The sequence below is a fragment of the Brucella sp. 22210 genome, assembly GCF_052045675.1.
Lineage (GTDB): Bacteria > Pseudomonadota > Alphaproteobacteria > Rhizobiales > Rhizobiaceae > Brucella.
In genome coordinates, this window is record NZ_JBQEPD010000023.1 from 14,091 (window position 1) to 27,139 (window position 13,049).

Genomic DNA, 13,049 nt, shown 5'->3' on the forward strand with positions numbered 1-13,049 from the left:
CCGTTCCGTTACTTGCCGATGATTTCGGTGAGGCTGACGCCGAAACGCGAAGAATCGTCTTCGAGTACGATGACTTCGCCGCGTGCGATCACGCGACCGTTCACGACGATATCGACAGGATCGCCGATCTGCTTGTCGAGGGTGATCACCGCGCCGCGACCGAGCTTCATCAGATTGGCGACCGGCATGGTTGTGCCGCCGAGAACCACCTGCACATCAACGGGAATACCCATGATGAGTTCGAGATTGGGCTTGGAAGCACCTTTCTGTGCGCTACGCGGCTTATCTTCGCGCAGTTCCTCGATGGCTTCGTCCAGTTCCTGCTGCATGTTCTTGTCCTTGTTGTCAGCGCTCATGCCTGCCCCGCAATTTCAACGGTCGCCTTGCGGACCGCGCGATGCACGAACACCGGCAGCGCATTCTTTTCTTTCTGTTCGATGGCTGGCTCGCGGTTGCGGCCAGCACTGTCAGCGACCGAGCGGGCCAGGGTATCGGCCTGGCGCATGTCGCGGGAGAGTGCCTTGCGCAGGCGGTTCAGTTCCTCGATGGCTTCTTCCATCTCGCGGCGCACGCGCTGGGTTTCGCCAAGGCGGGCCTCGAGCTTCACATTCTCATCGACAAGATCGGTGCGCTCGCTCTGGATCGCCTTCACGGCGCGTTCCAGACCATTGGAGGCGGCCGCGACGCGCAGCGCCAGCACCTTGCCGAGCTTGATCGTTTCGTTGGCCTTGCGACCGACCACGATCAGCGCGCCCAGCGAAGCAAGAGCCATCAGCGTGGAAAGAATATTAGCCAGCAACAAGCTCATCGATGAAATCCTCTTCCTGATTGACCGGGTCGCCGACCTTGACTGTGAAATGAATGCCCGATTTGCCGAGCGAGCATTTGAAAAGCTGCTGGTTGCCTGCGCGCAGACGCACCTGCTCCATGGCGTCGGCAGGCAGCTTCAACACCTGTCCGATCTCCAGTTTGGACAGCGCGTCCAGCGTCATCGAACCTTGCTGGATGAAGGCTTCCAGCTCAATGCGGGCGCGGCTGACTTCATTGCGCAGCTTCTTGGCCCAGGTCGGGTCGGCCTGATTCATGGGGCGACGCAGAAAGGCAGCGACGGCGTCCTGCATCGGCTTGTGGGTGCTGCGCGGCAGCAGAAGATGCACTTGCCCGGTCTTGCCCGCTGCCGTCACATCGATCCGGCAGGCGAACAGCCGCGACCGTTCGAAATTGGTGCGGTCGAATTCGGCGATGTCGAGGCATTCACCGGCGGCGAACATCGACTGCGCGCTACCCCAGGCGCCCGTGTTGAACACCTGATCCAGCGCACCGGCGAGATGACCGGCGAGAAGGGCGGAAATCTTGTGTTCGACCATGCCGAAAGGGCGCTCGACATCGACATTGCCGAGATTGCCCTGCGCGCCATACATGGCTTCGATGATCGAGAAGACCAGCGGCGCATCGACGGTCAGATAAAGCGTCGAGCCCCAGCGTTCCACCTTGAGCGGCGCAATGATGGCTGCGCTGTCGAGAATGGCGGAGAAAGCCGCGTCGTCGGCGCTTTCCACCGCACCGGCTTCAACTTCAAAAGCCGCTGCGCAACCATGCTTCAACCGCTCGCAGAAATGCGTGGAGGCATCCTTGAACACATGGGCAAGCGACTTCAGATCGTCGCCGGACAGTCCGGCTGCGCGCAGCAGATTGTCGGCCAGCACGTCATTCTTGCGGTGTTGTTCCGACATGGTCGCTTCAACAGTCGTTTCGGACGTTGTCATCTTATGCGGCCTGCTGTGTCGGCGCGCTCGCCATGGTTTCCTGCTCGACCACGTCGATGGTCGGGCGGTCGTAAGCGGAGATGGTCTTGCGTCCGTATTCAACCGCGATCTGCGGCAGCGAGCCGTTCATATAGGCAAGCAACGTCTGCTTCACGACGACATAGAGACGGTTCTTTTTCTCACGGGTCGATTTGATCTTGGTCGCGATGGGACCGACAACGCCATAGGAAAAGAAGATACCGGCGAAGGTGCCGACAAGGGCCGCACCAATCAGGTGGCCGAGCACTTCCGGCGACTGGTCCAGCGCGCCCATGGCCTTGATAACGCCGAGAACGGCGGCAACGATGCCGAGCGCTGGCAGGGCTTCCGAGATCGTGACCATGGCCTGATAGGGCTTCAGCTTGTCGCGGGCGATGGTGTGAATTTCCTCGTCCATCAGCGCTTCGATTTCGTGCGAGCGCACATTGCCGACAATGATGAGGCGGCAGTAATCGCAGATGAAGTGGGTGAGGTCTTCGTTTTTCAGAACGCTCGGATAGGCCAGAAAAATCGGCGATTCCTTGGGATTGTCGATATGGACTTCCACTTCATTGCGCGACTTGGCGCGCAATTCACGCATCAGGCTATAGAGCAGGCCCAGAACATCCAGATAATCGCGCTGCTTGGGCACGGCGTTGGTGAACGCTTCCATGCAGGCGCGACCGGTATCCTTCACGAGCGAAAACGGGTTGGCGACGAAGAACGTGCCGAGCGCCGCGCCCAGAATGATGACGAACTCCCATGGCTGGATGAGCACGCTGACATGTCCGCCCATGGCGATAAAGCCGCCCAGCATACAGCCCAGTGTGATGGCGAGACCAATGATAATGCCCAAAGCCCGAGACTCCCGCAGAATAGTTCTTTGAATCGAACATAGGCAGCGCGGCTTGCGCGAAACTTGCCGATGATCACCCGAGGGCCACGGAGTTTCATCAGCTTCGGACAAGCTTGATCTCGCATAAAGGACGGAACTATCAGCAGGGGGTCATGCACATGGTCGATACGATGACGAGCTATCGCCTGATCGCGTCGGATATGACGCGGTCTTTGCAGCGCGTTTCGAAAGAACCGGTAGTGTCTCGGGAAACGGCGTATTTCCAGGAAAACATCGGCAATGTGAAATCAATCGACGATTTCATGTCGGATACCCGCCTTTTCAATTATGCGATGAAGGCGTTCGGTCTGGAAGACATGGCCTATGCCAAGGCTTTCGTGCGCAAGATCCTGACGGAAGGCGTCACGGATGACGACGCCATGGCCAACAAGCTGACCGACAAGCGTTATAAGGAATTTGCGACCGTTTTCGACTTTGTGGGCAAGGGCGCCGAGGCAACCCAAAGCACCGATGCACAGCAGGGCGTAGTGGATAAATATCTACGCCAGACGCTGGAAACTGAAGCCGGTGACCAGAATGAAGGTGTGCGTCTGGCGCTCTATTTTCAGCGCAAGGCTTCGACCATCACCAATGCTTATGAAATCCTTGGCGACAAGGCTTTGCTGACCACCGTGCAGACCATGTTCGGCTGGCCGACCACCATGTCCAATGCCGATATCGACAAGCAGGCGAAGATGGTCGAAGGCAAGATCGATATCTCGCAATTGTCCGATCCCGACTATGTGTCGAAACTCATTTCGCGCTTCACGGCCATGTATGAAATGAACAATCCGAGCGCCAGCAGCCCCGCCTCCATCGCGTCGTTTCTGCTCGGTAGTACGTCGTCCATCGGCATTTCGACGGCCATTCTTACCACCTTGCAGAACTTCAAGCCGGGCGGTCGCTGATCCATGCAGAATAATTCGATCTATGTCGGGCTTTCCTCGCTCATTACGCTTGAACGGCGAATGGATTCGATTGCCCAGAATGTCGCCAACGTTTCCACCGTCGGTTTCCGGGGCGAGGGCACCAAGTTCGATTCGATTGTCTCCAAAAAGGCAAGCGACGATGTGAGCTTTGCCAGCGCGGGCAAGAGCTATATTCGCACCGAGCCCGGCCCGATGGTCAAGACGGACAATCCGCTCGACATTGCCGTCAAGGGCGATGCGTGGCTGTCGCTCAACACGCCGCAGGGCCAGATTTACACGCGCGACGGGCGCATGAAGATGCTGGCGACCGGCGAGCTGGTTTCGATGATGGGCTATTCGGTGCTCGATGTCGGCGGTGCGCCGATGATGCTCAATCCGGATGGCGGCGCGCCCAAGATTTCCGCCGATGGCGCGGTCTATCAGAATGGCGCGCAGATCGGTTCTCTTGGTCTTTATTCCATTCCTGCCGATGCCGAACTGAAATATGCGGGCAATTCCGGCGTGATCCCCAACAAGGCTGCAACGCCGGTATTCGACGATAACAGCGTCGGTGTGGTGCAGGGCATGATCGAAGGCTCGAATGTCGACGCCATGACGGAAATGACGCGTCTCATCAGCGTCAGCCGCGCCTTTGAACAGGTCAATAATCTGCTGTCCCAGCAGGAAGCGACCGTGTCTGAAGCCATCAAGACGCTGGGCTCCAAAAACGGATGACGCCAGATTTACCGCTCGCGCGGCTTGCCGCCTTTGCCCGTCAACAGGCCGTGGAACCGAAGCCCTTATCCGGCATCGGCGGCACGGTCAGCGACGTGTCACGCTCGGCGATAGCCGTGCGCGGGCTGTCGCGCGATGCGCGGCTTGGCGATGCGGTGGCGATAAGGGCTGCGGGCGGTACCAGTCTGGCGGAAATCATCCGTGTTGCGGATACGCAGGTTCTCGTAAAGCCCTTCGATGACCGGATCATTCCCTCATTGGGGGCAGCGGTTTTCGAGGAAGGTCAGCTCAGCATCCGTCCGGCGCTCGAATGGCGCGGGCGGGTGATCAACGCGCTGGGGCAGCCGATTGACGGCAGGGGCGCGCTTCTGCCCGGTCCGCGTCCGATGGCATCTGAAAATCTGGCGCCGGCTGCTCTGCGCCGGGGTCGTGTGGATCGCGGGCTTCGCACCGGCGTCGATGTGATCGACATTTTCACGCCGCTTTGCTTCGGCCAGCGTATCGGCATTTTTGCCGGTTCCGGCGTTGGCAAATCCACGCTGCTCGCCATGATGACGCGTGCTGCCGATTTCGACACGGTGGTGCTGGCGTTGACCGGCGAGCGCGGACGCGAAGTGCGCGAGATGCTGGAAGAAACCATGGCCGGCCATCTCGACAAGACCATCACCGTCGTCGCGACAGGTGATGAAAGCCCGATGATGCGCCGTCTCGCACCCAATACGGCGACGGCCATTGCGGAATATTTCCGCGATCTCGGCCAGAATGTCCTGCTGATTGTAGATTCCGTCACACGCTTTGCACATGCGGCGCGCGAGGTGGCAATTGCGGCGGAAGAGCCGCCGGTTTCGCGCGGTTATCCGCCGAGTGTGTTCAGCCAGCTGCCCCGCCTTCTGGAGCGTGCCGGGCCGGGTAGCGCCGATACAGGCGGTAGCATTACCGGCATCTATTCGGTGCTCGTCGATGGCGACGATCATAATGATCCGGTTTCCGACACCATTCGCGGCACGCTGGACGGCCATATTGTGCTCGACCGTACGATTGCAGCGCTGGGGCGCTTTCCGGCGGTCGATGTGCCGGGCTCGGTTTCGCGTCTCGCCAAGCACAACTGGACGGCCGAACAGCGCAAGCTCGTCAGCCAGCTTCGCAGCATGGTGGCCCGCTTCGAGGAAACGCGCGATCTGCGCGCCATTGGCGCGTATCAGAAGGGACATGACGGGATTCTCGATCAGGCGGTGGATCTCGTTCCGCGCATCTATGATGCCTTGCAGCAATCGCCCGAGACACCGCGTTCAGACGATCCCTATCAGAAACTCGCCGCCGCGTTGCGCGGGGAAAAACAGGCATCCAATCCATGATGACGGGCAACAAGAACCGACGCAAAAACGCCGAAGAAAGGATTTTGGCCGATCTGGAAGCGGAAGTAGAAACCGTCGCCGCGCAAGAGGGCGGCAAGAGACCGCATAGCAAGGTCGACCGCTATCTCAAGATTGCAGCGGTCACGCTGGCTGCCGGTTGCGCCATGCTGCCTTTCATCACCTATCTCCAGCGCATCGAGCTTGCGCCTGCCGAAAAGGCGGAACGCAAGATCATCGATCCGCTGGACCGTTCGGAACAGAAGACGGTGCGCCGCTTTCCGTCCTTTCGCCCCTCGGATCGTGTTGCCCCCAGTGCGGATATCGATAACACCATGACCGGCTCGGTCATGTCCAACGGCAAAGGTCTGCCGGGGACCGGGGCTGGCACTGGCGGCGAAGGCGGTGGTGACGGACAGGCTTTCCCGAAGCCGGTCTTTGCGCTGCGCGAAGTCGTGGGCGGCATGGCGATGATCGAGGATACATCCGGCTACTGGTTCGTGGAAAAGGGATCGCTGCTGCCGGATGGCAGCCGCCTTGTTTCCATCGGTCAGGGCTCTGGAACCTGGCAATTGACCACGTCGTCGGGCGACGTGATTGAAATGCGGAGGTAGGGGAGTAGGGCAGTAAGGGAATAGGGGAGTATGTTTTGGTTGCGGACGACCGCAGCGACCGTAATCTCCTACTGCCCTACTGCCCTACTGCCCTACTGCCCTACTGCCTTATTCCCCTACTCCCTTACCCCCCGCAAGCTTGACGCAAGTTCCGCCCCGTAAATTAACGAACGGTAAAGGCGGGAAACTCCATGAGCTCCATTCATCTTTTCGATCTGGCCGCAAGGCAAGTGCAGTGGCTGTCGGTTCGGCAGGCGACTGTCGCTGGCAATGTCGCCAATGCGAACACGCCGGATTTCAAGGCGCGCGACGTTCAGCCCTTCGCCGATGTGCTGCACAAGACGCAGCTCACCATGGCTGCGACCAGTCCGCAGCATCTTGAAGCCGAAGCAAACGGCATCGCGGGCGCACGCCTGCGCCCTGACGACATCACCGAGGAAACCCATTCGGGCAATACTGTCGATGTCGAGCAGGAAATGATGAAGGCAGGCGAGATTTCCCGCGAATATTCGCTCAACACAAGCATCGTCAAAGCGTTCCATCGCATGATGCTGTCGGTCGCGAAGGGATAATCCATGTCTTCCGACGCCTTGCAGAATTCACTGAAGATCGCAGCCTCGGGCCTTTCGGCCCAGTCGACACGTCTGCGCATCGTTTCGGAAAACATCGCCAATGCCCAGTCGACGGGCAAGACGGCGACCGACGATCCCTATCGCCGCAAGACGGTTTCTTTCCGCACCGAGCTGGAACATGGCACGGGCGCCGCAGAAGTGCGCGTTGCGGAAGTGGGCAAGGATACCTCGCCCTTCGTCGAACAATACGATCCGAGCCATCCCGCCGCCGACGAGCGCGGCTATGTCCGTTACCCGAACGTCAACATGGTCGTCGAAATGGCGGACATGCGTGAAGCCAACCGTTCTTATGAAGCCAATTTGCAGGTCGTCAAGCAGGCGCGTGAGCTGATCTCGATGACCATCGATCTCCTGAGGAGCACATAATGTACGACTCGATCATGAGCATTTCGGCGCGCAATGCCCTGTCGCGCCTTTCCGAAACCGTCGCCGAGAATGGCGTCGGTTCTGCCGCTTCCACGACTGCGCCGCAGGCTGTTCCGACAGCGCCTGGCGCGTCCTTCGGCGATGTGCTGTCGCAGATGACGGATTCGGTCGGCCAGAAATTGCAGGCGGCGGAAGCCACCTCCATTCAGGGCATCAAGGGCAATGCGCCGGTGAACGAGGTGGTCAGCTCGGTCATGGAAGCAGAGCAGTCGCTCCAGACGGCAATCGCGATCCGCGACAAGATTGTGCAGGCCTATCTCGAGATCAGCCGCATGTCGATTTAAAGCATTTCCAGCAAAAGTGCGAAGCGGTTTTGCGTCGGATAATGCGTAAAAACAAATGGTTAGAATGGCTTCGACGATACCGTTCTAACTGAGCCGCTCTCATCCCGCATACGCTCAGCAGATCAAGGACGCGCCATGAAAGCCCTGACGATTGCCGCAACCGGCATGAACGCCCAGCAGCTCAATCTGGAAGTGATCGCCAACAATATCGCCAATATCAATACAACGGGCTTCAAGCGCGCGCGTGCCGAATTTTCGGATCTGCTCTACCAGTCCGAGCGCACGGCGGGCATTCCCAATCAGGCCAATGAGAGCATTGTGCCCGAAGGCGCGCTGGTCGGCCTTGGCGTCCAGACGGCAGCCGTTCGCAACCTGCATATTCAGGGCAGCTTCAACCAGACCGGCAATCCGTTCGATCTGGCGCTGACCGGGCAGGGCTGGTTCCAGATCCAGAGCCCGACAGGCGAAACGCTCTATACTCGCGCTGGCGCATTCAACAAGAATGCCGACGGACAGATCGTGACGCTCGACGGCAATATCGTACAGCCGGGTATCGTGGTTCCGGAAAATGCGCTTGAAGTCACCGTCAGCGACACCGGACAGGTTTTCGCGAAGGTGCAGGAGCAAAACGGCATTCAGATCAACCAGATCGGCCAGCTTCAGCTAGCGAATTTCACCAATGAAGCTGGTCTCGAACCGTTGGGCGACAATCTCTATCGCGAAACGGAAGCCTCCGGCGGACCACTGGTGGGCGATCCGGGCGATCCGGGCTTCGGCTCTATCAAGCAGGGCTATCTGGAAGCATCGAATGTCGATCCGGTGAAGGAAATCACCGATCTGATTACGGCGCAGCGCGCCTATGAAATGAATTCCAAGGTCATTCAGGCCGCCGACGAAATGGCGGCGACCGTATCGAAGAACATGCGTTAACGGTGATCGCCATGAAACGCGCCAAAGGAAGTGACATCAAAGCCCGGGCCTGGTTCAGACGCGCCGCATTGGCGGCTGCCGGAGCGGCCGGTCTTGCAGCTGCTGCGATTTCGGGGGCTTCCGCCACCGACCGCATCGCTTTCGTCGTGCCTTCGGCGACCGTTTACCCCGGACAGGTCGTCAGCAATGTCGCGCTGGTCGAGAAGAAGTTCTACATCAGCGCCCCTGCTGCGCAGCAATATGTGCTGTCGGTGGATCAGGCAGACGGCAAGGTCGCGCGCAAGACGCTGATCGCCGGCAAGCCGATCCTCGTTGCCGCCCTTTCGGAGCCGTCGCTGGTCAAGCGCGGCGTGCCGGTGACGATGGTGTTCGATTCCGGCGTCATGACAATTACCGCGGTCGGCATTCCGCTGGAATCCGGCGCGGCAGGCGATTTCATCAAGGTACGCAACAGCGACAGCGGCGTCATCGTGCCCGGCACGGTGCTGGCTGATGGCCGTATTCAAGTGGGGATGCGGTGAGAAAAACCTGGGCTACGCTGATCGCCATTCTGGCTCTCGCGCTGCAACCCGTTGCAGTTCTGGCGGATGAGTCGGCCAAAAACGTGAAGGATTTCGGCAGCGCCGTAGAAGCGGATGCCGATTGGCTTGGCGCGGGCGGCGATCCGTCCAAGATGGCCTATGCGGAGCTTGGCCGTGGCAGCGCTGTCGCGCGCCTCAAGGACATCGCGACCATTCAGGGCGTGCGCGAAAACCAGCTTGTCGGTTACGGTCTGGTGATCGGTCTCAAGGGTACGGGCGACAGCCTGCGCAATTCGCCTTTCACCGAACAGTCCATGCGCGCCATGCTCGATAATCTTGGCATCAATGCGCCGCGCAATTCCACGCGTTCGAAGAATACCGCTGCGGTCATCGTTACCGCCAACCTGCCCGCCTTTGCCGGTTCCGGCTCGCGCATCGATGTGACGGTTTCGTCCATTGGCGATTCCACCTCACTGCAGGGCGGCACGCTGGTCATGACGCAGTTGATGGGCGCGGATAATCAGATCTACGCTGTTGCGCAGGGCAATATGATTGTCTCCGGCTTTACTGCCGAAGGCGATGCGGCCTCCGTCACGCAGGGCGTACCGACATCGGGCCGTATTCCGAACGGCGCGCTGGTCGAGCGCGAGGTTGCCGGAAACTTCGGCAAGGACAGCGAGATGATCGTCGAGCTGCGCGATCCCGATTTCACGACTGCCGTGCGGACTGCCGATACGATCAATATTTTTGCCAAGCGTCGCTATGGTCGCGGCGTGGCGCTGGCGCGCGATGCCAAGACGATCCGCCTGTCGCGTCCGAAAAATGTGCCAGCCGCCCGCTTCCTCGCAGAGCTGGAAGGCCTGCCGATCACCACAGATGAAGTGGCGCGTGTGGTGGTGGATGAACGGACCGGCACCGTGGTCATCGGTGCGAAGGTGCGCATTTCCAAAGTGGCGATCAGCCATGGCAGCCTGACGGTGCGCGTGACGGAAACGCCGATGGTCGTGCAGCCTGAACCGTTCAGCGACGGCGTGACGGCGATGGAGCCGAACACTGATATTGCCGTCAACCAGCCGAATGCCAAGATCGGGATTCTGACCGGCGCCAATCTGGAAAATCTGGTCAAGGGTCTCAACCAGATGGGCGTGAAGCCGACGGGCATCATCGCCATCCTTCAGGCGATCAAGTCGTCCGGCGCGCTTCACGCGGAACTGGTGGTGCAATGATGAAGCCGGGGATGAGAGCGGACATGATGGTGAAACAGGCAATCCGCTGCGGTTCGGCTCTGGCGCTCCTTTTTGCGAGCGCCTTGCCGGTATTGGCCCAGGAAACACCGGCTGCCGCATCGCAGCCGGCAGTGCAGGCAAGCGCGCAGCCCTCTGCGACGCCAGCCTCCATGCCGCCCGCAAATCTCGGCAATCTGGATGAAATCCGCAAATATTGCGGCAATATCGACAATCAGGCGGCCGATGCCCGCTATTCGTTGCAGGCCAAGCAGCTCACCGACCTCAAGGCCGAGGTCGACGAGCGGATGCAGGCGCTGGAAGAAAAGCGCAAGGAATACGAGATGTGGCTGAAGCGCCGTGACGACTTCGTCAGCAAGGCGCAGGATTCGCTGGTCGACATCATTTCCAAGATGAAACCCGACGCGGCGGCAGCCCAGATGGCGATGATCGGCGATGAGGCCGCAGCCGCCTTGATCCTCAAGCTCAATCCTCGTGTTTCGAGCATCATTTTGAATGAAATGCCGCCAGACAAGGCGGCGAAGCTTGCGCGCATCATCGTCGGCTCGCAGCGCACAACGACCCCGCCGCCAGCGGCGAAGGACCAGCGCGCCCAGGCGCAAACCGGGAATACGGTGCAATGACAGGAAGCATGAACAAGACTATTTTCGCTGCGACCGCTCTGGCGCTTCTGGCGGGTTGCGCCGTGAAGCCGGAAGAAATTGGTCGTGCGCCGGACCTGTCGCCGGTCGCTGCCAATCTCGGCATGCAGAACAATCCGCAATATAACGGCTATCCATCGCGTCCGGCCAAGCCGGATTATTCGTTGTGGAACCAGCGCTCGACCAATTTCTTCAAGGATCCGCGCGCTGCCGAGCCGGGCGATGTCTTGACCGTGATCATCTCCATCAATGATCGCGCCAATCTCGACAACAAGACCGACCGCGAACGTGTGTCGAAGGGCATTTATGGCGCTGGCGGTTCGTTCAAGACCAGCAGCAGCACCGGTGCCGGTGCTGGTGGCGACATGGATGGTTCCATCAACACCCATTCGGATACCTCGGCCAAGGGCAAGGGTACGATCAAGCGCAGTGAAGATATCAGCCTTCAGGTTGCGGCTATCGTCACCGACACCTTGCCCAATGGCAACATGATCATTCGCGGTTCGCAGGAAGTGCGCGTCAACAATGAGCTGCGTGTGCTGAATGTCACGGGTGTCGTGCGTCCGCGCGATATTTCCGGCTCCAACACCATTTCCTACGACAAGATCGCCGAGGCCCGCATTTCCTATGGCGGTCGCGGGCGATTGAGCGAGGTGCAGCAGCCGCCTTATGGCCAGCAGATCCTCGATCAGGTTTCACCTTTCTGACCTTTTGTTTTTATGCACATCCCAGTTTTCGGGATGTGCTTCAAAGTTGAGCATCGATGAGCGACACGGCACTGGACAAGAATGACGGCAAGGCAAAGGGCTCCATGATGGGGCTGCTGGCGGCTGTCGTTGCTCTCACCGCTATCGCTGCCGGCGGCGGCTGGTATCTGGGCGGGATGATTTCCGCCGACCAGCAGGCAACCGCCAAGACGACGGGCAAGGAAGACAAGCCAAAGCCGGGCGATTTCGAATCGCGCTCCATCGGCGCAGTCGTACCGTTGAAGCCTATTGTCACCAATCTGGGCATTCCGCAGAACACCTGGGTACGGCTGGAGGCGTCTCTGGTTGCCAAGCCAGGCCATGAAATACCGGCGGCCATGGCTGCCAATGTTGGCGATGATTTCCTGAGCTTTCTGCGCAGCGTCAATCTCATGCAATTGCAAGGCGCGGCAGGACTTGCCTATCTGCGCGCCGATCTCGAAGAACGCGCCCGCCTGCGCTCGGAAGGCGCGGTGGACCGGGTCTTTATTTCGGCACTGGTCGTAGAATGAAAAAACTCCTTGGTCTCAGCGTTCTCCTGACGCTTGCATTCACTGTTGCTGCCCATGCGCAGCAGGCCCAGCCCGCGCTGACGCTGGAAAATCTGCTGCCCGCAGGCAGCGGCGCGGCCAGCGGGCAGATCGTCCAGCTCTTCGGGCTGCTGACGGTGCTGTCCATCGCGCCGGGCATTTTGATCATGGTGACGAGCTTCACGCGCTTCGCCATCGCCTTCTCGCTTCTGCGTTCTGGCCTCGGTCTTCAGACCGCGCCTGCCAGCATGGTGATGATCTCGCTTGCCCTGTTCATGACGTTCTATGTCATGGCGCCCGCATTTGATCGCGCCTGGAACAATGGCGTGCAGCCCCTGATGCGTAACGAGATAACGCAACAGGCCGCCTTGACCGAGATTTCGCAGCCATTTCGCGAATTCATGATGGGTCAGGTGCGCGACAAGGATCTGCGCCTGTTTGAAGACCTTGCCGACCCATCTTTCCGCACTGGAGAGGACGGCATCGTGGATTTCCGCGTGCTGGTTCCGGCCTTCATGATTTCGGAATTGCGCCGCGGCTTTGAAATCGGCTTCCTGATCGTGCTGCCGTTTCTGGTGATCGATCTCGTCGTGGCGACGCTCACCATGTCCATGGGCATGATGATGCTGCCGCCAACGGTAATTTCGCTGCCGTTCAAGATTCTGTTCTTCGTGCTGATCGACGGCTGGAATATTCTGGTCGGAAGCCTGATTCGCTCGTTCTCCTGACCCGATTTGGTACAGTTGCGAAAGCGCCCGGCAAAATTCGGCATCAGAATCTGAGTGTTCGTTAAAATTCGACCGAATA

At 59.5% G+C, this 13,049-nt stretch carries 18 protein-coding genes; 14 read left to right on the forward strand and 4 right to left on the reverse strand.

The annotated features are described in order from the left end of the window. Positions 1-8 precede the first annotated feature (8 nt). Genes fliN through motA form a run of 4 tightly spaced genes read right to left on the reverse strand, consistent with a single transcriptional unit; the run spans position 9 to position 2,640 of the window. A complete protein-coding gene (gene fliN / locus ACTJKP_RS20660) occupies positions 9-356 on the reverse strand; it encodes a flagellar motor switch protein FliN (RefSeq protein ID WP_078340853.1) in 348 nt (115 codons plus the stop codon). Further along, positions 353-808 (reverse strand): BAB2_0123 family type IV secretion system effector, encoded by a 456-nt coding sequence (locus ACTJKP_RS20665; protein WP_440631991.1) that lies wholly within the window; start codon positions 806-808, stop codon positions 353-355. Before ACTJKP_RS20665 ends, fliN begins: the two co-directional genes overlap by 4 nt. Continuing rightward, positions 789-1,766 (reverse strand): FliM/FliN family flagellar motor switch protein, encoded by a 978-nt coding sequence (locus ACTJKP_RS20670; protein ID WP_440631992.1) that lies wholly within the window; start codon positions 1,764-1,766, stop codon positions 789-791. Before ACTJKP_RS20670 ends, ACTJKP_RS20665 begins: the two co-directional genes overlap by 20 nt. Position 1,767: 1 nt before the next feature. Next, complete coding sequence (motA, locus tag ACTJKP_RS20675) at positions 1,768-2,640, reverse strand: flagellar motor stator protein MotA (RefSeq protein WP_078340856.1); 873 nt, start codon at positions 2,638-2,640, stop codon at positions 1,768-1,770. Between the two features lie 158 nt (positions 2,641-2,798). On the opposite strand from motA, the gene ACTJKP_RS20680 reads away from it, so the two are divergent. From ACTJKP_RS20680 to fliP, 14 genes are all read left to right on the forward strand, one after another. Beyond that, entirely contained in the window at positions 2,799-3,587 is a 789-nt protein-coding gene (locus ACTJKP_RS20680; protein ID WP_440631993.1) for a DUF1217 domain-containing protein, read from the forward strand. A 3-nt stretch (positions 3,588-3,590) separates the two neighbouring features. Beyond that, positions 3,591-4,322 (forward strand): flagellar basal-body rod protein FlgF, encoded by a 732-nt coding sequence (flgF, locus tag ACTJKP_RS20685; RefSeq protein ID WP_113534932.1) that lies wholly within the window; start codon positions 3,591-3,593, stop codon positions 4,320-4,322. Then, on the forward strand, positions 4,319-5,677 hold the full coding sequence (gene fliI, locus ACTJKP_RS20690; protein ID WP_138787290.1) for a flagellar protein export ATPase FliI: 1,359 nt from the start codon (positions 4,319-4,321) through the stop codon (positions 5,675-5,677). The genes flgF and fliI overlap by 4 nt, the downstream gene beginning before the upstream one ends. Then, complete coding sequence (locus ACTJKP_RS20695; protein WP_440631994.1) at positions 5,674-6,288, forward strand: hypothetical protein; 615 nt, start codon at positions 5,674-5,676, stop codon at positions 6,286-6,288. Before fliI ends, ACTJKP_RS20695 begins: the two co-directional genes overlap by 4 nt. Before the next feature lie 191 nt (positions 6,289-6,479). Further along, positions 6,480-6,860 (forward strand): flagellar basal body rod protein FlgB, encoded by a 381-nt coding sequence (gene flgB / locus ACTJKP_RS20700; protein ID WP_440631995.1) that lies wholly within the window; start codon positions 6,480-6,482, stop codon positions 6,858-6,860. A 3-nt stretch (positions 6,861-6,863) separates the two neighbouring features. Then, positions 6,864-7,286 carry a flagellar basal body rod protein FlgC gene (gene flgC, locus ACTJKP_RS20705; RefSeq protein ID WP_078340860.1) on the forward strand — a complete coding sequence of 141 codons (423 nt, stop codon included), beginning with the start codon at positions 6,864-6,866 and terminating at the stop codon, positions 7,284-7,286. Beyond that, the gene (locus ACTJKP_RS20710; protein WP_078340861.1) at positions 7,286-7,630 is read left to right on the forward strand and encodes a flagellar hook-basal body complex protein FliE; all 345 of its coding nucleotides are present in this window, start codon (positions 7,286-7,288) and stop codon (positions 7,628-7,630) included. The genes flgC and ACTJKP_RS20710 overlap by 1 nt, the downstream gene beginning before the upstream one ends. A 135-nt stretch (positions 7,631-7,765) precedes the next feature. After that, positions 7,766-8,560, forward strand: coding sequence for a flagellar basal-body rod protein FlgG (gene flgG / locus ACTJKP_RS20715; RefSeq protein ID WP_078340862.1), 795 nt, complete (start codon positions 7,766-7,768; stop codon positions 8,558-8,560). 11 nt (positions 8,561-8,571) lie between these two features. Further along, entirely contained in the window at positions 8,572-9,081 is a 510-nt protein-coding gene (gene flgA / locus ACTJKP_RS20720; protein ID WP_440631996.1) for a flagellar basal body P-ring formation chaperone FlgA, read from the forward strand. Further along, entirely contained in the window at positions 9,078-10,307 is a 1,230-nt protein-coding gene (locus ACTJKP_RS20725) for a flagellar basal body P-ring protein FlgI (protein ID WP_078340863.1), read from the forward strand. Before flgA ends, ACTJKP_RS20725 begins: the two co-directional genes overlap by 4 nt. Positions 10,308-10,477: 170 nt before the next feature. Next, positions 10,478-10,948 carry a MotE family protein gene (locus tag ACTJKP_RS20730; protein ID WP_280993566.1) on the forward strand — a complete coding sequence of 157 codons (471 nt, stop codon included), beginning with the start codon at positions 10,478-10,480 and terminating at the stop codon, positions 10,946-10,948. Next, positions 10,945-11,673, forward strand: a complete 729-nt coding sequence (flgH, locus tag ACTJKP_RS20735; protein WP_078340864.1) for a flagellar basal body L-ring protein FlgH — start codon at positions 10,945-10,947, stop codon at positions 11,671-11,673. Before ACTJKP_RS20730 ends, flgH begins: the two co-directional genes overlap by 4 nt. 56 nt (positions 11,674-11,729) lie before the next feature. After that, positions 11,730-12,224 (forward strand): flagellar basal body-associated FliL family protein, encoded by a 495-nt coding sequence (locus ACTJKP_RS20740; protein ID WP_078340865.1) that lies wholly within the window; start codon positions 11,730-11,732, stop codon positions 12,222-12,224. Then, positions 12,221-12,970 carry a flagellar type III secretion system pore protein FliP gene (fliP, locus tag ACTJKP_RS20745; RefSeq protein WP_440631997.1) on the forward strand — a complete coding sequence of 250 codons (750 nt, stop codon included), beginning with the start codon at positions 12,221-12,223 and terminating at the stop codon, positions 12,968-12,970. The genes ACTJKP_RS20740 and fliP overlap by 4 nt, the downstream gene beginning before the upstream one ends. The last annotated feature ends 79 nt before the right edge of the window (positions 12,971-13,049 follow it).

What these genes read in the sequence shown, in the direction of transcription:
- fliN (WP_078340853.1), bottom strand. Translation starts at nt 356, where the DNA reads ATGAGCGCTGACAACAAGGACAAGAACATGCAGCAGGAACTGGACGAA.
- ACTJKP_RS20665 (WP_440631991.1), bottom strand. Translation starts at nt 808, where the DNA reads ATGAGCTTGTTGCTGGCTAATATTCTTTCCACGCTGATGGCTCTTGCT.
- ACTJKP_RS20670 (WP_440631992.1), bottom strand. Translation starts at nt 1,766, where the DNA reads ATGACAACGTCCGAAACGACTGTTGAAGCGACCATGTCGGAACAACAC.
- ACTJKP_RS20680 (WP_440631993.1), top strand. Translation starts at nt 2,799, where the DNA reads ATGGTCGATACGATGACGAGCTATCGCCTGATCGCGTCGGATATGACG.
- flgF (WP_113534932.1), top strand. Translation starts at nt 3,591, where the DNA reads ATGCAGAATAATTCGATCTATGTCGGGCTTTCCTCGCTCATTACGCTT.
- fliI (WP_138787290.1), top strand. Translation starts at nt 4,319, where the DNA reads ATGACGCCAGATTTACCGCTCGCGCGGCTTGCCGCCTTTGCCCGTCAA.
- ACTJKP_RS20695 (WP_440631994.1), top strand. Translation starts at nt 5,674, where the DNA reads ATGATGACGGGCAACAAGAACCGACGCAAAAACGCCGAAGAAAGGATT.
- flgB (WP_440631995.1), top strand. Translation starts at nt 6,480, where the DNA reads ATGAGCTCCATTCATCTTTTCGATCTGGCCGCAAGGCAAGTGCAGTGG.
- flgC (WP_078340860.1), top strand. Translation starts at nt 6,864, where the DNA reads ATGTCTTCCGACGCCTTGCAGAATTCACTGAAGATCGCAGCCTCGGGC.
- ACTJKP_RS20710 (WP_078340861.1), top strand. Translation starts at nt 7,286, where the DNA reads ATGTACGACTCGATCATGAGCATTTCGGCGCGCAATGCCCTGTCGCGC.
- flgG (WP_078340862.1), top strand. Translation starts at nt 7,766, where the DNA reads ATGAAAGCCCTGACGATTGCCGCAACCGGCATGAACGCCCAGCAGCTC.
- flgA (WP_440631996.1), top strand. Translation starts at nt 8,572, where the DNA reads ATGAAACGCGCCAAAGGAAGTGACATCAAAGCCCGGGCCTGGTTCAGA.
- ACTJKP_RS20730 (WP_280993566.1), top strand. Translation starts at nt 10,478, where the DNA reads ATGCCGCCCGCAAATCTCGGCAATCTGGATGAAATCCGCAAATATTGC.
- flgH (WP_078340864.1), top strand. Translation starts at nt 10,945, where the DNA reads ATGACAGGAAGCATGAACAAGACTATTTTCGCTGCGACCGCTCTGGCG.
- ACTJKP_RS20740 (WP_078340865.1), top strand. Translation starts at nt 11,730, where the DNA reads ATGAGCGACACGGCACTGGACAAGAATGACGGCAAGGCAAAGGGCTCC.
- fliP (WP_440631997.1), top strand. Translation starts at nt 12,221, where the DNA reads ATGAAAAAACTCCTTGGTCTCAGCGTTCTCCTGACGCTTGCATTCACT.